Below are 21,671 nucleotides of genomic sequence, written 5' to 3' on the forward strand. Positions count from 1 at the left end.
AACGCAGGAAGCGGGCTAGCCGACGGGCAGCAAAAAGGGCCCGAACCGGTCGGTCGGGCCCTATTTTACGGGCAATGGTGAAACGGCCGTTCGCGCCGCTTCAAGTCGTCACCGCATCACTGCAACTGCTGGATGCCAGCCAGCACCCAGCCGCCGGCACCTTGCGTGGGCTTGGACAGGTTCCACACCTCGGCGAACGGCTGCGCCGGCGCGTTGGCTTCTTCGCGGATCATGCCCGAGAACCGCACGCTGGCCAGGTACTCGCTCGCCTGCGTCTCGATGCCAAGCAACTCCGCCTCGACCGAAATCACGTCGGTCTTGTTCGGCGCGGCACCACGATCGGCCAGATCCATCTTGATCTCGGCAAACATCTCCGGCGTCGTGAACTCGCGGATGTCGTTCAGGTTGCCGGCATCCCATGCGGCCTGCAGGCGGATGAAGTAGACCTTGGCGTTGCGCAGGAACGCCTGCGTGTCGAAATCAGCGGGCACGCCCCACGGCTGCTGCGGTGCGGCAGCGGCAGCGGCAGGCTGCGCGTTGAGCGCCGGCTCGGCGGGGCCGCCCAGGTTCCAGGATTGGGCAGCCGTCGGTGCGCCTGCACCCAGGCCCGACGTGTTGCCGGTGTTCAGCGACGAAGCCACCGGCGTGGAAGCCTGCGGGGCCGGAGCGGAAGATTGCGGCACGTACGGCTCGCGGTCGCCGCCCAGCGACGGGCCACCCGTGGCGTAGGCCGGACCTTGCGGACGGCTGCCGCGCACCTTGCGGATGATCCACATCACCACGAAGGCGATCAGGGCAATCAGGATCAGGTTCGACAGGAATGAGGCGAGGCCAGCGCCCAGACCGAACTTCGACAGCAGATAACCGAGGCCCAGGCCGGCAGCGAGGCCGCCCAGCATACCGCCCCAGTTACGCCCCGGCTTGGCCGCAGGCGCTGCCGGAGCCGGTGCCGCCGGCGACGGCTGCGCCGCCGGTGCCGCCTGCTGCGTGGGCGACGGCGTGGTAGCCGGCGGTGTCTGCTGGCGCTGTGTCACGGTGGACGACTGCTTGCCGACGCTGCGGCTGCCGCCCATGCGCTTGGCGTTGGCGTCCAGCGCCGTGCCAAATGCGAGCGTCGCAACCAGCGCGCCCGCCATCAATTTTCCACCCCAGTGCAAACTCATCGCTGTCTTCTCTCCAATAGGCAGTGACGCCATTAGATGAAGACGTCCATGCCGAATTCAATGTGAAGGATCGTGGCATATCGCCGCAGCGCGCTGCATCGCCCGTCCGGTGGACAACGAAAGCGGCTTAGAGCCGACGGCCAACGTGCAGTGCCACGACCCCCGCCGTCAGATTGAAGTATTCGACCGAGTCCAATCCGGCCTGTTCCATCATCTGCTTGAGCGTTTCCTGGTCCGGGTGCATGCGGATGGACTCCGCCAGATACCGATAGCTCTCGGCGTCGCCCGCCACCTTGCTGCCCAGCCACGGCAGGACCTTGAACGAATACACGTCGTAGGCCTTTTCCAGCGGCTGCCACACCTTCGAGAACTCGAGCACCATGACCTTGCCACCGGGCTTGACCACGCGGCGCATCTCTGCGAGCGCCCGATCCTTATGCGTCATGTTGCGCAAGCCGAATGCCACTGTCACTACGTCGAAGTAAGCATCTGGAAAGGGAATGTGCTCCGCGTCGCACAGCGCGGTCGGAGTCAGGACGCCGGCATCGAGCAGGCGGTCGCGGCCGACGCGCAGCATGGACTCGTTGATGTCGGTCAGCCACACCTCACCGGTGGGGCCTGCCTGGCGCGCGAACGCCTTGGCCAGGTCGCCCGTGCCGCCGGCGATGTCCAGCACCTTGTAGCCGGGGCGTACCGCTGCCTGGGCGATGGTGAACATCTTCCACACGCGGTGCAGGCCGCCGGACATCAGGTCGTTCATCACGTCGTACTTGCTCGCGACGGAATGGAACACGCCGGCGACCTTGCTGGCCTTCTCGCGCTCGTCGACCTGCTGAAATCCGAAGTGGGTTTGGCTCATGACGGAAAAAGAGATGCAGATGCAGCGCGCAGGCGCTGCGAAGTGAATCGGAAATCAGTGGCTGTGCCCGCAGGCGTGCCCGGCGTTCGGTGCCATCGGCGCGTCACGGTCCAGGCCGGCTGCAGCGAGGCGATCGAGATACGCCTGCCACAGCGCGTCTTGCTCTACGCCCAGGCGATACAGGTACGCCCAGTCGTAGATGCCGGAATCGTGGCCGTCGGAGAACAGCGGCCGTATCGCATAGTTGCCGACCGGCTCCACCCCCACGATGCCGACATCGCGCTTGCCGGTCTGCAGCACTTCCTGGCCGGGCCCGTGCCCCTGCACTTCGGCAGACGGCGACAGCACGCGCAGATACTCGAAGGGCAGCCTGAAGTGCTTGCCGTCGGCAAAGGCGATCTCGAGCACGCGCGATTGCGTATGCACCGTGATGCCGGTCGGGTGCGGGGTGTCGGCGGACAGTCCGGCCATGAAAACGTCTCGTTGATTGCGTAAGAACGATGTACTAGGAAGCCGCGAGCGCCACGTGCGCAGGCTCCTCCACGACCCGATAGCTTACCGCAGTCAACAGGTCGCCCTCGGGGATGTAGCGCAGACGGCGATGGTGGAACCGAGCCACGGTGCTGCGGTGCGCCACGCTGACGATCGTCACATCGGGCATCGATTCGAGGAGGAGGCTGTACATGAACGCCTCGGTGTCTTCGTCGAGTGCGCTGGTGGCCTCGTCCAGGAACAGGTAGTCGGGACGCTGCAGCAGCGCGCGCGCAAAGGCCAGGCGCTGCTGTTCGCCCGGCGACAGGCGCAGGCTCCAGTTGCTGACCTCGTCTAGCAGGCCGACCAGCCCTGGCAGACGGCACGCGGTGAGCACCTGCTCCAGGCGCTCGGCGGTGTACTGCGTGGCGAGATCGGGATACGACAGCGCATCGGCCAGCGTGCCCGAGGGCAGGTAGCTGCGCTGCGGCAAGAACAGCACGCGCGCGCCCTCAGGAACCTCGATGCGACCGGTGCCGTACGGCCAGATGCCGGCCACGGCGCGCACGAGCGTGCTTTTGCCGCAGCCGGAGGGGCCGTTGACGAGCACGCGTTCGCTGCGCCCGATCGTCATGTCAAACGGCTCGACGAGCAGGTCTTCGGGTGCGCGGTTCGGCAGGTTCAGCGCGAGGCCGTGGGCCTCGATGGCGGGCACGGCAGCGGTTTCGACCTCGACATCGCGCACCCCGGCTCGGCGTTCCTCTTCCCGCTCGGCGGCGCGGATGGCGCGCTGGAATTCGATCAGACGGTTCGTGGAGGCTTTCCATGTCACCAGCGTGCGGTAGTTGGTGACGAACCACGACATCGCATCCTGCACCTGCCCGAACGCGGTGGCGACCTGCATCATGCCGCCCAGCGTGAGCGTGCCGCCAAAGTAGCGCGGCGCCGAAACCAGAAACGGAAAGATGATGGCGAACTGCGCATAGCCGGAGCTCGCAAACGTGAGACGCCGCGTGTAGTCCATCAACTGGTTCCAGTTGGCACGGATACGCTCGAAACGGCCACGGAGAATGGCTTTTTCGGTCGGCTCGCCGCGGTAGAGCGCGATGCTCTCGCTGTTCTCGCGCACGCGCACGAGCAGGAAGCGGAAGTACGCCTCGTAACGCTCCTGCTGGAACGACAGCCCGATCAGTGGCCGCCCCACGAAGTGGATGATGACCGAGCCCACGATCGAGTACAGCAGCGCAAACCAGACCATGTAGCCCGGAATCACGAAATCGTGCCCCCCCAGACTGAACGCCAGCGGCCCCGACACCGCCCACAGGATGCCGAAGAACGACACCAGCGTGACGGCGGAATTCAGGAAGCCGAGCGCCAGCGTGAGCGTCGCATCGGTGAAGGTGCGCAGGTCATCGGCAATCCGCTGGTCGGGGTTGTCCGCGCTGTGCGTTTGCTCCAGGCGGTAGAACGCCTGCTTGCCGAGCCAGTCATCGAGGAAGCTGCCGGTGATCCACGTCCGCCAGCGCATCTGCAGCATCATCGAGTAGTACAGCCGCATGATGGAGCCGATGATCAGCAACGCGGCGATCCACGAAAAACGCCCCAGCTGTATCCAGAACTCGCCGTAGTTCTTCTGCTCCAGGGCGTTGTAGAAGAGCCGGTTCCAGTCCGTGAACAGGACGTTCATGTAGACGAGGAACAGGTTCAGGCCGATCACCAGCGCAAGCAGCCCCCAGGCCTTGTGGCGGTCTTCCGAAAACCAGTACGGGCGGATGAGCTTCCACGTCTCGGACAGGTTCAGCCGGCCGTGGTGGACATTCAGCTCGGCGATGGAATCCTTGCGGGAATCGGCGGTGGCGGCGGTGCGCGGTGTCGTCATGGCGAGGGCTGTGACACGACAGAAAAGGAATCTGACGATCTGCGCGGCCGGCGGGTTCCGCGCAGGACGATGGCGACGCGTAGCCGACGCCGGACGCTCAAACGTCGGCGAGCGCCGATTGCAGGGCGTACGACAGCGCTGGCAGCCTGGCGGTGATGTCTGCCAGGCGCGCGGCATCCGGCTCGCGCTGCGCCGGCCCCCACACGGCTTCTGGAAAGTGCGTGTCCCACCGGTAGCGTGGGATGACGTGCCAGTGGAGGTGCGGCACGAAGTTGCCGAAGCTGGCAAGGTTGATCTTGTCCGGCACCAGCTCGGCGCGCAGCACGCGCTCCACGCGCGCCACGACTTCCATCAGCCAGTGGCGATCGGCGTCGGGCAGGTCGGTCTGCTCGGCGACGTGGTCGTTCCAGATGACGCGGCAAAAGCCCGGAAAGCGCGCATGCTCGACCAGCACCACGCGCGCCCGGGCATTGCGCCAGACGGGCTCGCCGCCATCGGTCTCGCACAATGCGCAGCCGGGCGCCCCTTCGCCGGTCGTCGCAGCCGTCACACCAGAACCCGCTCGATGCCGCCGGCGTTGGCCTGCGCGACGTAGTCCTGCAGCCAGGTTTCACCGAGCACGTGACGCGCCATCTCGACCACGATGTAGTCGGCCTGCACCGAAACATCTTCGGTGTAGCGCGACAGGCCCTGCAGACATGCCGGGCAGCTCGTGAGGATCTTCACGTCGCCGTTGAACGCCTCGCCGCCCTGGCCTGCGGTCTGGCCGAGACTGCGAAGCTTGTCGGCGCCCTTCTGCATCTCTTCTTCCTTGCGGAAGCGGACCTGCGTGGAAATGTCGGGGCGCGAGATCGCCAGCGTGCCCGACTCGCCGCAGCAGCGGTCGTTCTTCTCGATCGCCCGGGTCTGGCCATCGGCGCCGATGTTGCCGCCCATCAGCTGGTTGACCAGCTTGGTGGGGTCCATCGTCTTGATCGGGGTGTGGCAGGGGTCGTGGTACATGTACCGCGTGCCTTGCACACCGTCGATCTTCACGCCCTTCTCCAGCAGATATTCGTGAATGTCGATGATCCGGCAGCCCGGGAAGATCTTGTCGAATTCATACCCCGCGAGCTGGTCGTAGCAGGTGCCGCAGCTCACCACCACCGTCTTGATGTCGAGGTAGTTGAGCGTGTTGGCCACGCGGTGGAACAGCACGCGGTTGTCGGTGACGATCTTCTCGGCCTTGTCGAACTGGCCAGTGCCGCGCTGCGGATAACCGCAGCACAGGTAGCCCGGCGGCAGCACGGTCTGCACGCCGGCATGCCACAGCATCGCCTGCGTGGCCAGGCCCACCTGCGAGAACAGGCGCTCCGAGCCGCAACCCGGGAAGTAGAAGACCGCCTCGCTATCCGGCGTGGTGACCTTGGGGTTGCGGATGATCGGGACGATCTCGTTGTCCTCGATGTCCAGCAACGCGCGCGCGGTCTTCTTGGGCAGGTTGCCCGGCATCTTCTTGTTGATGAAGTGGATCACCTGCTCGCGCACCGGCGGCCTGCCCACCGTGGCGGGCGGATGCGCGGTCTGCTTCCTGGCGAACTTCTTCAGGATGTCATTGCCCAGACGCTGCGCCTTGTAGCCCCAGTCGAACATCACCTTGCGGGTGAGGTTGATCGTCTCGGGATTGGTCGCGTTCAGGTAGAACATCGCTGCTGCGGTGCCGGGGTTGAATTTCTTCTGCCCCATCTTGCGCAGCAGGTTGCGCATGTTCATCGACACATCGCCGAAGTCGATCTTGACTGGGCACGGCGTCACGCACTTGTGGCACACGGTACAGTGGTCGCCCACGTCGGCAAACTCTTCCCAGTGCTTGATCGACACGCCGCGGCGCGTCTGCTCTTCGTACAGGAAGGCCTCGATGAGCAGCGACGTGGCGAGGATCTTGTTGCGCGGGCTGTACAGCAGATTGGCGCGCGGCACATGCGTGGCGCACACCGGCTTGCACTTGCCGCAGCGTAGGCAGTCCTTGATCGATTCCGAGATGGCGCCGATGTCGCTCTGCTGCATGATGATCGACTCGTGCCCCATCAGGCCGAACGACGGCGTATAGGCGTTGCGCAAGTCGGCGGCGATCGCCTGCGGGTCGTTGATGTCGCGCAGCAGCTTGCCCTTGTTGAAGCGGCCGTTCGGATCGACGCGGCGCTTGTAGGCGGCGAAGTCCGCGATCTCGTCGTCGGTCAGGAACTCCAGCTTGGTGATGCCGATGCCGTGCTCGCCCGAAATCACACCGTCCAGCGAACGCGCCAGCGTCATGATGCGGGCCACCGCCTTGTGGGCGTCCTGCAGCATGTCGTAGTCGTCCGAGTTGACGGGGATGTTGGTGTGCACGTTGCCGTCGCCGGCGTGCATGTGCAGCGCCACGAACACGCGGCCGCGCAGCACCTGCTTGTGGATCGCCTGCGCCTCGTCGAGGATCGGCTTGAACTCGCCGCCGTTGAAGATCTTGCGCAGCTCGGCGCGGATCTCGGCCTTCCACGACACGCGGATCGTGCGGTCCTGCAGCAGGTGGAACAGGTTCGCGTCGGGCTGCGTCTCGAGGCGCTCGTCGATGGTCTGCGCGAGATAGCCGAGCCCGAGGCCAATCAGGCTGGCGCGCACCGTGTTCACCGGCGTGTCGAGATGGTCGAGCAGGTACTGCCAGCGGGCGCGCGTGGCACGCACCAGTTGCTGGGCCTGCTGGACGCGGTCTTCCAGCAGTTCGGCGCTCGGGATCTCGTTGGCGTCGTCGGTGCGGCCCAGCGGCAGGTCGCCGCGCGCGAAGAAGTCCTGCAGCGCGTCGGCCAGCTTGAGCTTGTTTTTGATCGACAGCTCGATGTTGATGCGCTCGATGCCGTCGGTGTACTCGCCCATGCGGTTGAGCGGAATCACCACGTCTTCGTTGATCTTGAAGGCGTTGGTGTGCTTGGCAATCGCGGCCGTGCGCGAGCGGTCGAGCCAGAACTTCTTGCGCGCCTCGGGGCTCACGGCCACGAAGCCTTCGCCGCTCTTGCCGTTGGCCAGGCGGATCACTTCGGAGGTGGCGCGCGCCACGGCGTCATCGTCGTCGCCGACGATGTCACCGATCAATACCATCTTCGGGAACGCGTTGCGCTTGCTCTTGGTGGCGTAGCCGACCGCGCGCAGGTAGCGCTCGTCCAGGTGTTCCAGGCCCGCGAGGATCGCGCCGCCGGGCTTCTTGGTCTCGGCGTCGAGGTAATCCTTGATTTCGACGATGCTCGGGATCGCGTCACGCGCCTGGCCGAAGAACTCCAGGCACACGGTGCGGATCGACTTCGGCATGCGGTGCAGGATCCAGCGCGCGCTGGTGATGATGCCGTCGCAGCCTTCCTTCTGCACGCCGGGCAGGCCGGCCAGGAACTTGTCGGTGACGTCCTTGCCAAGGCCTTCCTTGCGGAACTTGCGGCCTTCGATGGTGAGCGTCTCGGTGCGCAGCAGCTTGGCGCCGAGGGGCGCATTGCCGTCGAACCACTTCAGCTCGAACGTGACGACCGGCGCATCGTGGATCTTGCCGAGGTTGTGATTGAGGCGCTGGACTTCGAGCCAGTTGCCGTCCGGGTCAACCATGCGCCACCAGGCGAGGTTGTCCAGCGCGGTGCCCCACAGCACGGCCTTCTTGCCGCCTGCGTTCATGGCCACGTTGCCGCCGATGCACGAAGCGTCGATCGAGGTCGGGTCCACGGCGAACACGAGGCCGGCCTTTTCCGCCGCATCGGCCACGCGGCGCGTGACCACGCCGGCGCCCGAATAGATGGTCGGCACGGGGTGGTCGACGCCCGGCAGGTCGGTCATCTCGACTGCGTCCAGACGCTCGAGCTTTTCGGTATTGATGACGGCCGAGAACGGCGTGAGCGGCACGGCGCCGCCCGTGTAGCCGGTGCCGCCTCCGCGCGGAATGATGGTCAGCCCGAGCTCGAAGCAGCCCTTGACGATGCCGGCGATCTCTTCTTCCGTGTCGGGCGTGAGCACCACGAACGGGTATTCCACGCGCCAGTCGGTGGCGTCCGTCACGTGCGACACGCGCGACAGGCCGTCGAACTTGATGTTGTCCTTGGCCGTCACGCGGCCGAGCACTTTCTGCGCGCGGCGGCGCAGGTCGTACACCTGGGCGAATTCTTCCTGGAACGCCTTGACGGCGCGGCGCGCGTGCACGACGAGCTGCTCGACCTTCTTGGCGCGCTCATCGCCTTCGGGGTCGTGATGCGAATCGTGGTCGGCCACGCGGCGCTTCTCGATCTCCGCCAGGCGGTGATTGAGTGCGTCGATCAGCATCTGGCGGCGCTTCGGGTTGTCGAGCAGGTCGTCCTGCAGATACGGGTTGCGACGCACCACCCAGATGTCGCCCAGCACTTCGTACAGCATGCGCGCCGATCGGCCGGTGCGACGCTCGCCGCGCAGCTCGTCGAGTATCTGCCACGCAGACTCACCCAGCAGACGGATGACGATTTCCCGATCCGAGAACGAGGTGTAGTTGTAGGGAATCTCGCGCAGCCGGGGCGCAGCGTCCTGCGCCGCGAGTTTGGCGTCGATCAGAAGTGGGGCGTTCATGGCGAGCCGCGGGGAGGGAGCGCGGCAAAGCAGGTGTCGGCCGCGCGGTCTTTAAAGCGCGATTGTACTGCAAGGTTCACCGTTGATGCGTTGCAACAACGGTATCCCTGCCGGTCGCATGGGCGCGAAAACCGCCGCGTTTTCAATGGCTTGCGAAAAGTGTGGCCGCAACCGAGTGGAGCCTGCACCACGCAAACGTCACATCAGGAGGGTCTTGATCCAGCCGAGGATGCCGTGCCAGAAGCCGTCCGGCAGGGTCAGCAGCGCCGTCGTCATGACGAGGTAGCGCAGGAATTTGCCGATGGCCATGTACATGACGCTGGGCCAGAAACGCAGCCGCAGCCACCCGGCGAGCGTGCAGAGCGGATCGCCGATGCCCGGCAGCCACGACACCAGCAGCGACACCGGCCCGATGCGGCGCATCCAGCGGAAATACCTCTTGTCGAGCGGGGGCGCGCGGTGGCGCTTGGGGTGCGGCACGTGGTGGGCGTGCTCGGCGTTGTGCTCGCGACGACGGCGCGCCAGGTGGATGCGCACCAGCGCGAGCTTGGCCGCATAGCCCATCCACCAATCGACCGCACCGCCCAGCGTATTGCCCAGCGTCGCAACGATGACGGCCGGCCAGAACATCTCGGGATTGAGCTTGATGTAAGCGAAGACGGCCGGTTCAGACCCCAGCGGCAACAGCGTCGCCGAGATGAAGCTGACGACGAAGATGGCGGGCAGCCCGACCTTGGGCAGGGCAAGGGTGGCAAAAAGCGTGTCGATCCACTGTTCCATGCGGTCGATTGTAGTGGGCGTGCAGCGCACACGCCGCCCCGGAGTCGCCCTGACCCGTCAGGCGAAGAACAGATACGCGACCAGAACCGCGCCGACCAGCCCGATCAGGTCGGCCCACAGCCCGCACGCCAGCGCGTAGCGCGTGTCCTTGATGCCGACGCTGCCGAAGTACACGGCCAGCACGTAGAACGTGGTCTCGGTCGAGCCCTGGATGATGGCGGCCAGCCTGCCCTGGAAGGAATCCACGCCGTAGGTCGTCATCACGTCGACCATCAGGCCCCGGGCGCCGGCCCCCGAGAGCGTCTTCATGATGCCGACGGGCAGCGCCGGCACGAAGCGCGTGTCGATACCGAGGTGCGAGAACAGCGCGGAGAGCCCCTGCATCAGGAAATCCATGCAGCCCGCCGCGCGGAACACCGCAATGCCGACCAGCACCGCCACGAGGTACGGGACGATGCCGATCGCCACCTGGAAGCCGTCTTTCGCGCCGTCCACGAAGGTCTCGTAGACATTGATGCGGCGAATTGCCCCACACGCCAGGAACGCCACCACGATGGTGAGGATGGCCCCCGCGCCGATCAGGCCGATCCACGCGGCCATCTGCTGCGGCGGAAACTGGCGCAGCCACGCAAACAGCAAGCCCATCACCGCGACAAAGCCGCCAAAGTACGCCAGCAGCGCCGGCTTGAACAGGTTGATGCGCTGATACCACGCCACGGCCGCAATGCCTGCGCAGAAGCCGATGAACGTGGACAACAGCGTCGGCAGGAAAATGTCCGCCGCATTGAAGCCGACCAGGCCCTGCTTGACCGCCATGGCCTGGCGGATGGCGATGACGGAGGTCGGCACCAGCGTCACCCCGGCCGTGTTGAGCACCACGAACATCAGTTGCGCATCGCTGGCGCGCTGCGGCTGCGGATTGATCTGCTGCAGCTCGCGCATCGCCTGCAGGCCGAGGGGCGTGGCGGCGTTGTCCAGCCCCAGCACGTTGGCCGACACGTTCATCATCATCGCGCCGTTGGCCGGGTGGCCGGCGGGCACGGACGGAAACAGGTGCCGCATCAGCGGGTTCACGAGCCGCGCAAACAGATCGACCACGCCGGCGCGCTCGCCCACGCGCATGATGCCGAGCCACAGCGCCATCATGCCGGTCAGGCCGATGGCGATTTCGAAGCCGGTGCGCGCGGCATCGAACATGCCGGTCAGCATGCGGGAGAAGACCTCCATGTCGCCCAGCACGACCTGCACGCACGCGGTGACGAAGGCGATGAGGAAAAAGCCGAGCCAGACGAGGTTGAGAGCCACGGGAGTTGCGCGTTGAAAGCCGACGAGGCGCTCATTGTGCCTGCGGCGGCGCCTCGGCCGGGGTGCCGATCGGCTCGATCTTGTGGAAGTTGTCGTAGTCAACCGTGGTCACGCCGTCTTCTTCGTGAATCAGGTCGAGATAGCGATGATTCCAGCGGATCGCGTCGTGCCGCCACGAATGGCGCGCCTGGACGGTCTGCGCGGCCGTCTCGTCAGCGCCTTCGATCGTGAGCAATAGCAGGGCGTCCACGGCGGCGAGCGATTCCGCCGTGGCGTTGTACAAGGGGCTGGTCTCGTCGATGACGTGCATCATGACCCAGCCGAGCAGGAAGATCGGATGCTCGCTGCGCTCGAGCTTGAGGTCGCGGATCTTGTAGATGGAATAGCCTTCCGGCGAGCGTTCGTCCTGCATCAGCCGCAGCCGTGCCGTGGCCTCCGCAATGACGTTCTGACGCGCATTCGCCGCGCGGAGCATCAGCGTGGGCGTGCCGTTGATGGTGCGCACGACCGGATGGCGGGCAAACAGGATCTTGGCCCGCGGGCGCGAAAACCGCGCAAACACCAGCCCCGTCGCCATGGCGATGCCCGACATGCCAATGAAGATCTCCAGCGTCGCGATGATGTGGGCGTACACCGTCTGCGGGTGCATGTCGCCGTAGCCGACGGTGGCGAGCGTCTCGACGCTGAAGAAGAACGCCCCAAGGAAGCCCGGCGGCGACTGGTTCGCGATGGATGCATCGCCGAGCGAATACAACCCGGCAAACACCGCGTTGAGCGCCAGGAACATCGTGGCCAGCAACGCAAAGAAGGTCGGCCAATTCACTTCCAGCGCGTGGTGGTAGACGTCGCGCCAGCCCAGCGGCGGCATGCCGTACGCAATGACGTGCTGCGTGCCCGACCAGATCTTGCGGCCCCGGCGTGGCCTGGAACGCTTGGAGGAAGACGACGGGGTATGCATGGGGAGCCTCGCGCCGATGGGGAGCCGCACCCCTGTGGCGCGGCCGGGGCAGTGTACCCAGCACCCCGCCCGGCCGGCAAGGCGACGCATGATAGGCTTACGGGCTATCCCCAAGTCCAACCCGGTCCGCACCATGGCCATCGATTACCTCAAGAAAATCCTGACCGCGAAGGTCTATGACGTCGCGCAGGAAACCGAGCTCAAGTTCGCGCCGAACCTGTCGGCGCGCACCGGCAACCGCGTCTACCTCAAGCGCGAGGATGACCAGCCGGTGTTCTCGTTCAAGCTGCGCGGCGCCTACAACAAGATGGCCTCGCTCACGCCGGCCGAGCGCAAGCGCGGGGTGATTACGGCATCGGCGGGCAACCATGCCCAGGGGGTCGCCTTCAGCGCGGCGCGCATGGAATGCAAGGCGATCATCTGCATGCCCGTGACGACGCCGCAGCTCAAGATCGACGGCGTGCGGTCGCGCGGCGGCGATTGGGTCGAGGTCGTGCTGCACGGCGAGAGCTACTCCGACGCCTACAACCACGCCGTCAAGCTGCAGGAAAAGCACGGCTACACCTTCGTGCACCCGTTCGACGACCCGGAAGTCATCGCCGGCCAGGGCACCATCGCCATGGAGATCCTGCGCCAGCATCCGCAGCCGATCCATGCGATCTTCTGCGCGATCGGGGGCGGGGGGCTGATCTCGGGCATCGCGGCGTACGTCAAGGCCGTGCGGCCGGACATCAAGGTGATCGGCGTGCAGAGCGTCGAGTCCGATGCGATGGCGCGCTCGGTGGCCGCCGGCAAGCGCGTCGAACTGAAGGACGTGGGCCTGTTTGCCGATGGCACGGCCGTCAAGCTGGTGGGCAAGGAGACCTTCCGCCTGACGCGCGAACTCGTCGACGAGATCCTCACCGTGGACACCGATGCGATCTGCGCGGCGCTCAAGGATGTGTTCCAGGACACGCGCAGCCTGCTGGAGCCGTCGGGCGCGCTTGCCATCGCGGGCCTGAAGCTGTACGCCGAACAGAGCAAGCTGAAGAACGAATCGCTGGTGGCCGTGGCCAGCGGCGCGAACATGAACTTCGACCGCCTGCGCTTCGTGGCCGAGCGCGCCGAAGTGGGCGAGGCGCGCGAAGCCGTGTTTGCCGTGACGATTCCGGAAGAGCGCGGCAGCTTCAAGCGCTTCTGCGAGCTGGTCGGCTGGTCGCGCAACGTGACGGAGTTCAACTACCGCATTGCCAGCAAGGACGCCGCGCACATCTTCGTGGGCGTGCAAATTGCGTCGCGCGCAGAGGGCGACAAGATCGCCGAGAACTTCCGCAAGCACGGATTCCCGACGCTGGACCTCTCGAACGACGAACTCGCCAAGCAGCACATCCGCTACATGGTGGGCGGGCGCTCGCCGCTCGCCGAGAACGAACTGCTGTATCGCTTTGAATTCCCCGAGCGGCCGGGCGCGCTGATGAAGTTCCTCTCGAGCATGAGCCCGAACTGGAACATCAGTCTGTTCCATTACCGGAACCAGGGGGCGGACTCGAGCAACATCCTCGTCGGCATCCAGGTGCCGAAGAACGAGAAGCGCGAGTTCAAGGCGTTCCTCGCCACGCTCGGCTATACCTATTGGGACGAGAGCGAAAACCCCGTCTACAGCCTGTTTTTGTGATGCACAACCAACCCGAACATTCGCCGCTGGGCAAGACCTCCGCTTACAAGACGGAATACGACCCGAGCCTGCTCTTTCCCATTCCGCGCCAGGGCAAGCGCGACGAGATCGGCCTGCCCGCCGGCACCGCCCTGCCCTTCTTTGGCGTAGACCTGTGGAACCTGTATGAGCTGTCTTGGCTGAACCTCAAGGGCAAGCCGCAGGTGGCGGTGGGCACGGTGATCGTGCCGGCGGATTCGCCCAACATCGTAGAATCGAAGTCGTTCAAGCTCTACCTGAACTCGTTCAACCAGACGAAGGTAGCTTCGCACGAAGCGCTGCAGCAGTTGATCCACCACGATCTGTCGGAGGCGTGCGGCGCGCCGGTGCAGGTGCGCATCGTGCCGCAGGAGGAGTTTGCGCGGCAGAAGATGGGTGAGCTCGACGGCCTGCTGCTTGATCGGCTGGACATCGAAACCGACATCTACCAGCCCGCTCCCGAACTGCTGCAGGCCGACGGGAACGAAAGCCCGGTGGAAGAAACGCTGGTCTCGCACCTGCTCAAGTCGAACTGCCTGGTGACGGGCCAGCCGGATTGGGGCAGCGTGCAGATCCGCTACGTGGGTGCGCCGATCAACCAGGAAGGGCTGCTCAAGTACCTGATCTCGTTCCGCGAGCACAACGAGTTCCACGAGCAATGCGTGGAACGCATCTTTACCGACATCCTGCGCCAGTGCCGGCCGGTCAAGCTGGCCGTGTATGCCCGCTATACGCGGCGCGGCGGGCTCGACATCAACCCGTTCCGCACGAACACCAATACGCCGTGGCCCGATAACCTGCGCAACGCACGTCAGTAAGCGCTGACGCTGCGCAAGACACGCCAGGCGCCTTCGGGCGCCTTTTTGTTGCCCGGGCGATCCGCCGAACGGGCGCGCCGGCCTCGTCCGTTTTGTGGACGCCGGCGCCCTATCGTTTCACGCCCGCTCGCCTATAGTGGTATCCGCATTCCGCCACCCGGGGGAAATCGTGAAGGGCCCATCCGCGTTTCGTGGACAGGGCGCTCTCGACGGGGACATCGCCATGAAGAACGCACCATGGGGGCCGCTTCACGCGGTTGCGTGCGCATGCCTGCTGCTATGCGGCAGGTCGGCACTTGCACAAGCCAACGGGCCGGTGGACGACAAGCCGCCCAGCCTGGAAGCGCTGCAGCGCGAGCTTGCCGATACGCAGGCGCGCCTGCAGGAGCTCAAGCGCTCGATCCAGCAGCAGGAAGCGCATCTGCGGCGCATGCGGCGCGCGCTCGGCATGAGCGAAGGCCGGCTCGACACCGTGCGCGGTGCCGGGGCACCGGGCGCGGCGGGCGATGCGTCGGAGATCGCGCAGACCGATCAGCCGGCGGCCACCCCCGTCGGCAAACCGCCGGAGCCTTCCGACCAGCCGCCGCGCATCGCGCAGATCTTCGACGAGCCAAGCGCCCTGACACCACCGGGCAAGGTGGTCGTCGAGCCGTCATTGCAGATGGCCTATTCGTCGTCGGACCGCGTGGCACTGGTGGGCTACACCATCATCCCGGCGCTGCTCATCGGGCTGATCGACGTACGACAAGTCAAGACGACCACGCTCACCGGTACGGTGGCCGTGCGCTATGGGCTCGCGCGACGCTGGGAACTGGAGGCGCGCGTGCCCTATGTCTACAGCACGAGCGACACCGTCAGCCGCGAGCTGTTCACCGGCACGGCGACGGATAATGCGTTCAGCTCGCACGGGCACGGCATCGGCGATGTGGAGCTGACCGCGCGCTACCAGCTCAATGCGGGCGGCGTCGACAAGCCGTTCTACATCGGCTGGCTGCGCTTCAAGACGCGCACCGGCAAGGATCCGTTCGACGTCACCACCGATTGCGTGACGCGCTGCGTGAGCAATACCACCGGCACCGGCCTGCCGCTGCAGCAGCCGACGGGCTCGGGGTTCTTCGCCGTACAGCCGGGGCTGACGTGGCTGTTCCCGACCGACCCCGCCGTGTTCTTCGGCAGCATCAGCTACCTGCACAACTTCGAGCGCAAGGATGTCAGCCTGAACCTCGTGGACGGCTCGAAGCAGTTCCTGGGCAACGTGAAGGCCGGCGACATCATCGGCCTGAACTTCGGCATGGGGCTGGCGCTGAACGAAAAGGCGTCGTTCTCCATCGGCTACGACCAGAGCATCATCGCGCCGACCAAGCAGAACGGCCAACGCGTGCCGGGCTCGGTGCGAACCATTCTCGGCACATTGCTGGTCGGCTATTCGTACCGGCTCTCGCCCAAGATGACGCTGAACCTGTCGGTGGGTGCCGGCCTCACGCGCGACACGCCGGACCTGACCGTCACGCTGCGTCTGCCGATCCAGTTCTAGCTCAGTGCAGCAGGGTGACGACGTTGGCCAGGGCACCCTGCAGTACGTTGGAGAGATTCAGCTGCCGGAACTGCGGCAGGCTGTTGACCGCTGCGTTGATCGTCGTCACGGCTTGCAACGTCTGGTTGTTCAGACTGTTCTGGATGACCGTGGCCGCTGCAGCCGCGCCGGCGCCCACATCGGGCGGCGCGACATTGTTCGGGCCGTTCTGCACGAGGTTGACCGTGTTGACCACCGAGGCCAGTTGCTGCGCCTGCGTGGCCGTCATGCGTGCCACGTCGGGGATGTTCACCGATGCGCTCGCCATCAGCTCGCCGTTGATGTAGACCGCGCGGTCGATGCCGAACGAGATGTGCAGCCCTGCAAGCGCGGGCACATCGAAGCCGCCGCGCATGTCGTCGAGCTTGTCTTCGGACACGGCGTGCCAGGCATGGACCGGGTTGTTGTCCATGCTGTCCATGCCGGCCGCACACGCATGCCCGGCCGCAGCCAGCGCAAGCCATCCTGCACATCCCGCAGCCCGCGCCACCTTGCCAAACCGCTTCATGATGCCCTCCTGCCCGACCAGCGAATGAGCACCCGCAAACGACGCTCAGAAGTCGGACGGACCATGCTTGGGAACGACGATGTTGCCCAGGCCGCTGCGGTCCATGCCTTCCTCCAGCGGCGCACGCGGTGCCACGCGCCAGTCCGATGAAGCGTTGAACGTCGCCCCCGCCTCGCGGTTGTGGACGACGAACAGCAAATGGTTGTCCCACATGCTCTCGAAGCTCGCACGCGGAATCGCACGCGTGCCCATGGCCGGATCGCCCACGAGCACGCGCCCTTCCTGCACGCCCTTGACCACCACGAAGTGGTGATAGCCGTTCTCGGTCAACAGCACGATGGCCGGCAAGTGGGCGTCCTTCAATGCATCCAGCGGCTGCTCGAAACCATCCGCCTCAAAGCCCAGAGAGGCCAGATAGCGTTTGATGTCGAGCAGCGAAAAGCCTTCTCGCCGGATCTTCTCCTGGTTGCCATGCTCGTACATGGCCTGGAACACGGTCTGCTCGCTCACGGGGTAGCCGTACTGATACGTGAGCAGCGTCGCCACCGCGGCCGACCCGCAACTGAAGTCGAAACGCTGATGCACGGTGCGCAGGTAGCGCGCGGCCTTCATGCTCGTCACCGGCACGGCATAGGTGCCGCCGCCCGTGCCGAGCATGTCGATCGCGCCCGCCCACGCGGGCCCGCACGCCAGCGCCATCAGCACCGCACCCAGCGTCTTGCGCATCATTCCGTCCTTCACAAGCTCAAGGCCGGAACTGCACGTTGACGATGGTGGCGTTCTGGATCAGCACGTTCGCTCCGCTGTTCTGGATGACCGTGGGGATCCCGCTGGCATTGGCAAACGAGCCGTCGCGCACGATGTTCGACCCCGTCGCCACGTTCACGGCGGCGTTGTCGCTCACAGTACCCGACAGGCGCGCGTCATTGACGGTCTGGTAGAGATCCTGCGTGCCGCCGCGATAGCTGTCGAGCCGATCTGCGCCCACCGCATGACCGAACCCAGGCACCGACACGGCCGCGGCGACCGGGGGACGCGCCGCTTCCGTGTTGGCGACCTGCGCACCGTCTGCGATCGGCACATCGTCCGCTGCCATCGCTGCTGCCGCTGGCCACACTGCCAGGCCGCATGCCAGCCACCATGCCGCCCATCCTGCTGTGGTTCTTCTGTCGGATCGCATCGAGTGTCTCCTCTACGCTCCAACTGCGGGCCGGACCGCCGCTGCAGTCCGGCCCCATCCACCGTCATGCGCGAAGCTTCATCGCTTGCGCCGCGGCACTTCCCCGCTCATGCCCGTACCGGGCTACTTGCCCACATTCAGGTTGGCCTGCACGTTGATGCTTTGCTGGATGAGGGAAGCGAAGCCGCTGTTCTGGTTCGCCACCATCACGCCTGCTGCAGACTGGCCGACGCTGGTCATGGCGTTGGACATGTTGAACGTGCCTGCATCCACCACGACCGTACCGCCAGCGCCGCCCGTGCCACCGACCGCGCCATTGCCGACGCCGCCGTTGCCAACGCCGCCGGCACCGCCGGCCGCGCCGACTGCACCCACGGCGCCGTTGCCTGCCGTTGTCGACGCGGAGCCGTTGGTAGCGCTGCCGTTGGTGGCGCTGCCGCTGGCCCCACCCGTGCCTGCCACGTTGGTGGCTGCACCGCCGGCGGCGCCCGCACCGCCCGTGCTTGTGCCGGTGGCGCTGCTCGTGCCCGTGCCCGCACCCGCGGAGGCCGTGGCCGTGCCGCTGGTGGTGGCCCCGCCAGCCCCGCCCGCTCCGCCGGCCGATGCGCCGCCGCCCGTGGCCGCGCCAGTGCCGCGATGGCGGTTCGCATCCCCACCGCTGGCGCTGGATGTGCCGCCCGCTCCGCCGCCACCGCCACCAGCTGCGCTGGTGCTGCCTGCTGCGCCGCCAAGCCCTGCGCCCAGGCTGGCAGACAGCGTGCCGGAGCTGCCGCCGTTACCGCCGCCACCGGCATCGCCAGCGGCATTGCCGCCATTGCCGCCGTTGCCCGCCACGGCACCGCCGTTGGTCGCGCTGCCGTGCGTGACGCTGCCCGAGCTGCCGCCCGCGCCACCGCTGCCGCCGGCGCCGCCCGCACCACCGCTGCCGCCGGCGCCCGTGCCGCCGTAGCCATATCCGCCACGCCCGCCGGCGCCGCCATTGGCCGACCCGCCATTGTTGGTAGCGACATTGCCGATGCCCGATACGCTGATGTTGGTCACGGCGCCGTCGAGCTTGGAGACGGCAATCGCCTTGCTGGTGTTGAAGGAGTTGGTGAACGTTGCCGTCGCCGTGCCGCCGTTGTTGGCAGCTGCGGTGCCGTAGCCGTCAGCGTTGGCCCAGCCGCTGTTGTCGCGGTTGCTGCCCTGGCTTTGGTTGTTGTGCTGATTCGAGTTGTCGGTTGCCGTGGTGGTTGTGGTGGTTGCCGTGCTCGTCGTCGTGTCTGTGCTGGTATTGGTTCTGGTGATGGTCGACGTGTTGGTCTGGGTCTTGTCGCCCGCGCCGGACGCCGTATTCCCGATGTCGGCCCATGCAACGCCAGAGACCCCCAATCCCATGGCGATCGCGGTGGCCAGTAAGGTCTTCTTCATAACGCACTCCATAAAGGTGAGAGGGACGGCGGGAAGCGCAGCCGCTCAGGCCGGTGCGCCTTGCCTGTGGGAAAAACATGACCCACCCCGGGGCGCCTCGTTTGCATAATCGGTGCCATCCTGGCGGCCGGCTCCACGTGCCCGTCCTAAGCGATTGAAAACGCGAAACATTCACCGGCGGCCCGCCCATGTGCCCGGGGCTTGGGGTGCAATGCTGTTGTGGCGGGTCACTTTTGGAGGTCCGCTTGCACCCGTTCGGTTTCAGCGCCGATACACCGCCGTGGCCCGCGCGCGATCACGGCATCCATGGGTTTGCGCGAAGAGGCAAGCCGCACGCGAGATTGGCGCGGCCACGGTGTCCGGGAGGGGCGATTCGGAAGGTGTTTCAGCGGTGATACATCGGCGCATCGTCGCTCACATTGCGTGAGCGACGGGGCACGGCCGCCCGGCCTCCGGTGGCGCACGTCGCGTGCGGTGGCACGCCGCGATGAGACGCACATCGCCCGCGCACAAGCTTGCGTTTCTGCTCGACTGCGAGCGCTTCCTATCGCGAAGACGCATGCGGCAAACGCGTCTCGGTTTCTACGCCGGGCGCCCATGCGGGCGGAAAGCAACCGCGCGCGGCCAGCATCGTCATGACAGCGATGCGCCGCCGCGCGCGACCCGTTCGCATTTCAACCGCGAAACCGCAAGCCCGGTTCAGGCCGTGGCCGCCACCGTCAGCTTGAGCTCCTCGATCATGCGATCGCGCATGACGAACTTCTGCACCTTGCCCGTCACCGTCATCGGCATCTCGGTGACGAAGCGGATGTAGCGCGGGATCTTGTAATGCGCGATCTGCCCCTTGCAGAACTCGCGGATCTCGTCTTCCGTGGCCTGCTGGCCAGGCTTTAGCACGATCCACGCGCACACCTCTTCGCCGTACTTCGCATCGGGCACGCCGAATACATTGACGGCCTGCACCTTCGGATGGCGGAAGAGGAATTCCTCGATCTCGCGCGGGTAGACGTTCTCGCCACCGCGGATGAGCATGTCCTTCACGCGGCCGACGATGTTGCAGTAGCCCTCGGCATCGAACGTGGCGAGGTCGCCCGTGTGCATCCAGCCATCCTTGATCGATTCGGCCGTCTTGGCCTCGTCGTCCCAGTAGCCGAGCATGACCGAATAGCCCTTGGTACACAGCTCGCCCTTCTCGCCCACGGGCACCACGTTGCCCGCGCCATCCACCAGCTTGACCTGCAGATGCGGCTGGATGCGGCCGACGGTGGTCACGCGCTTGTCGAGCGGGTCGGTCACCGCGCTCTGGAACGACACGGGGCTCGTCTCCGTCATGCCGTAGGCGATCGTGACTTCGCGCAGGTTCATCTCCGAGACCACGCGCTTCATCACCTCGATCGGGCATGGGGAGCCCGCCATGATGCCGCCGCGCAGGCTCGATACATCGAACGTGCGAAAGTCCGGATGATCGAGCTGCGCGATGAACATGGTCGGCACGCCGTGCAGCTGCGTGCAGCGCTCGTCGGCCACGGTGCGCAGCGTGGCCAGCGGGTCGAACGCCTCTCCGGGGAACACCATGCAGGCGCCGGTGGCCGTGCACGTCAGCACCGACATCACCATGCCAAAGCAGTGATACAGCGGCACGGGAATGCACAGCCGGTCGCCCTCGCGCAGGTTCATCGCCATGGCAACGAAGCGCGCGTTGTTGACGACGTTCACGTGCGTGAGCGTGGCCCCCTTGGGCGCGCCCGTCGTGCCGCTGGTGAACTGGATGTTGATGGCGTCGTCCGGCGACAGCGCATTCGTGATCGCATCCAGCGCATCAACGGATACGTTTTTGCCGTGCGCGATGACGTCGGCAAAGTTGATCATGCCGGGTGTGCTGGCCTCGCCCATCCGGATGACCCAGCGCAGGGCAGGCAGCTTGGCTGATTGCAGTGCACCAGGCTGCGCGGTAGCCAGCTCGGGCGCCAGCGTCTGGAGCATCTCCAGGTAGCGCGACGTCTTGAACGCCTCCGCCGCCACGATCGCCTTGCAGCCGACCTTGTTCAGTGCGTATTCCAGCTCCGACAAGCGATACGCCGGATTGATGTTGACGAGGATGAGGCCCAGGCGCGCCGTCGCAAACTGCGTGAGCACCCACTCGACGCGATTCGGCGACCAGATGCCGATGCGGTCTCCGGGCTGCAAGCCAAGCGCATGCAGGCCCGCTGCCAGCGCATCGACCTGCTCCGCAAACGCGCGCCACGTCCAGCGCACGCCCTGCTCGCGAAACACGACGGCCTCCGCGTCCGGATGGCGCCGCACCGTGTCGGCCAGCAGCGCCGACACCGTCACGTGCGCCAGCGGCACCGACGTATCGCCCACCACGTACGACACACCGCCGCGCGGTCGGGAGTCAAAACCTTCACCTGCCATGAATGTCTCCTGCGATCAATTGGGCCTTGTGGGCCTCGCTCGTTATGAATGGCTGTTCGTGCAGCGTTGCATGGAATTTGACGCAGCTTGACGCAT

17 protein-coding genes are annotated in these 21,671 nt (G+C 65.9%); 3 read left to right on the forward strand and 14 right to left on the reverse strand.

All coding sequences use genetic code 11. From position 1 onward, the window contains the following. Nucleotides 1-116: 116 nt before the first annotated feature. The 9 genes from KHN96_RS12410 to KHN96_RS12450 all read right to left on the reverse strand — a co-directional run bounded on the left by KHN96_RS12410 (nucleotide 117) and on the right by KHN96_RS12450 (nucleotide 11,999). Nucleotides 117-1,163: a TIM44-like domain-containing protein gene (locus KHN96_RS12410; protein ID WP_181817389.1), complete on the reverse strand. Its 1,047-nt coding sequence runs from the start codon at nucleotides 1,161-1,163 to the stop codon at nucleotides 117-119. 127 nt (nucleotides 1,164-1,290) lie between these two features. Beyond that, nucleotides 1,291-2,022 (reverse strand): bifunctional demethylmenaquinone methyltransferase/2-methoxy-6-polyprenyl-1,4-benzoquinol methylase UbiE, encoded by a 732-nt coding sequence (ubiE, locus tag KHN96_RS12415; RefSeq protein WP_062739074.1) that lies wholly within the window; start codon nucleotides 2,020-2,022, stop codon nucleotides 1,291-1,293. A gap of 54 nt (nucleotides 2,023-2,076) precedes the next feature. Then, nucleotides 2,077-2,493 carry a gamma-butyrobetaine hydroxylase family protein gene (locus tag KHN96_RS12420; protein ID WP_045785782.1) on the reverse strand — a complete coding sequence of 139 codons (417 nt, stop codon included), beginning with the start codon at nucleotides 2,491-2,493 and terminating at the stop codon, nucleotides 2,077-2,079. Between the two features lie 34 nt (nucleotides 2,494-2,527). Then, the gene (locus KHN96_RS12425) at nucleotides 2,528-4,372 is read right to left on the reverse strand and encodes an ABC transporter ATP-binding protein/permease (protein ID WP_062739075.1); all 1,845 of its coding nucleotides are present in this window, start codon (nucleotides 4,370-4,372) and stop codon (nucleotides 2,528-2,530) included. A gap of 97 nt (nucleotides 4,373-4,469) precedes the next feature. After that, nucleotides 4,470-4,922, reverse strand: a complete 453-nt coding sequence (locus tag KHN96_RS12430) for an HIT family protein (protein WP_062739076.1) — start codon at nucleotides 4,920-4,922, stop codon at nucleotides 4,470-4,472. Beyond that, nucleotides 4,919-8,956 (reverse strand): DUF3683 domain-containing protein, encoded by a 4,038-nt coding sequence (locus KHN96_RS12435; protein ID WP_062739077.1) that lies wholly within the window; start codon nucleotides 8,954-8,956, stop codon nucleotides 4,919-4,921. Before KHN96_RS12435 ends, KHN96_RS12430 begins: the two co-directional genes overlap by 4 nt. 198 nt (nucleotides 8,957-9,154) lie before the next feature. Further along, nucleotides 9,155-9,736, reverse strand: a complete 582-nt coding sequence (locus tag KHN96_RS12440) for a YqaA family protein (protein WP_062739078.1) — start codon at nucleotides 9,734-9,736, stop codon at nucleotides 9,155-9,157. Nucleotides 9,737-9,793: 57 nt separating this feature from the next. Beyond that, nucleotides 9,794-11,041: a nucleoside recognition domain-containing protein gene (locus KHN96_RS12445; RefSeq protein WP_062739079.1), complete on the reverse strand. Its 1,248-nt coding sequence runs from the start codon at nucleotides 11,039-11,041 to the stop codon at nucleotides 9,794-9,796. Nucleotides 11,042-11,072: 31 nt separating this feature from the next. After that, entirely contained in the window at nucleotides 11,073-11,999 is a 927-nt protein-coding gene (locus KHN96_RS12450; RefSeq protein WP_062739080.1) for an ion channel, read from the reverse strand. 133 nt (nucleotides 12,000-12,132) lie between these two features. Between KHN96_RS12450 and ilvA the strand changes: the two genes are divergently transcribed. The 3 genes from ilvA to KHN96_RS12465 all read left to right on the forward strand — a co-directional run bounded on the left by ilvA (nucleotide 12,133) and on the right by KHN96_RS12465 (nucleotide 16,023). Next, complete coding sequence (gene ilvA, locus KHN96_RS12455) at nucleotides 12,133-13,653, forward strand: threonine ammonia-lyase, biosynthetic (protein WP_045785775.1); 1,521 nt, start codon at nucleotides 12,133-12,135, stop codon at nucleotides 13,651-13,653. Beyond that, nucleotides 13,653-14,489, forward strand: a complete 837-nt coding sequence (gene queF / locus KHN96_RS12460) for an NADPH-dependent 7-cyano-7-deazaguanine reductase QueF (protein WP_045785774.1) — start codon at nucleotides 13,653-13,655, stop codon at nucleotides 14,487-14,489. Before ilvA ends, queF begins: the two co-directional genes overlap by 1 nt. A 223-nt stretch (nucleotides 14,490-14,712) precedes the next feature. Further along, complete coding sequence (locus KHN96_RS12465) at nucleotides 14,713-16,023, forward strand: acetate kinase (protein ID WP_062739081.1); 1,311 nt, start codon at nucleotides 14,713-14,715, stop codon at nucleotides 16,021-16,023. Nucleotide 16,024: 1 nt separating this feature from the next. Here the strand turns inward: KHN96_RS12465 and KHN96_RS12470 are convergent, their stop codons facing one another. The 5 genes from KHN96_RS12470 to KHN96_RS12490 all read right to left on the reverse strand — a co-directional run bounded on the left by KHN96_RS12470 (nucleotide 16,025) and on the right by KHN96_RS12490 (nucleotide 21,575). Further along, the gene (locus tag KHN96_RS12470; protein ID WP_062739082.1) at nucleotides 16,025-16,570 is read right to left on the reverse strand and encodes a hypothetical protein; all 546 of its coding nucleotides are present in this window, start codon (nucleotides 16,568-16,570) and stop codon (nucleotides 16,025-16,027) included. Between the two features lie 45 nt (nucleotides 16,571-16,615). Further along, complete coding sequence (locus KHN96_RS12475) at nucleotides 16,616-17,299, reverse strand: C39 family peptidase (protein WP_062739083.1); 684 nt, start codon at nucleotides 17,297-17,299, stop codon at nucleotides 16,616-16,618. 16 nt (nucleotides 17,300-17,315) lie between these two features. Continuing rightward, entirely contained in the window at nucleotides 17,316-17,750 is a 435-nt protein-coding gene (locus KHN96_RS12480; protein WP_045785770.1) for a hypothetical protein, read from the reverse strand. 123 nt (nucleotides 17,751-17,873) lie between these two features. Then, nucleotides 17,874-19,160 carry a hypothetical protein gene (locus KHN96_RS12485; RefSeq protein ID WP_211888718.1) on the reverse strand — a complete coding sequence of 429 codons (1,287 nt, stop codon included), beginning with the start codon at nucleotides 19,158-19,160 and terminating at the stop codon, nucleotides 17,874-17,876. A 699-nt stretch (nucleotides 19,161-19,859) separates the two neighbouring features. Beyond that, on the reverse strand, nucleotides 19,860-21,575 hold the full coding sequence (locus KHN96_RS12490) for an AMP-binding protein (RefSeq protein ID WP_062739085.1): 1,716 nt from the start codon (nucleotides 21,573-21,575) through the stop codon (nucleotides 19,860-19,862). Nucleotides 21,576-21,671: the final 96 nt, after the last annotated feature.

The organism is Ralstonia mannitolilytica (genome assembly GCF_905397375.1).
In the GTDB taxonomy this organism is placed as follows: Bacteria; Pseudomonadota; Gammaproteobacteria; order Burkholderiales; family Burkholderiaceae; genus Ralstonia; species Ralstonia mannitolilytica.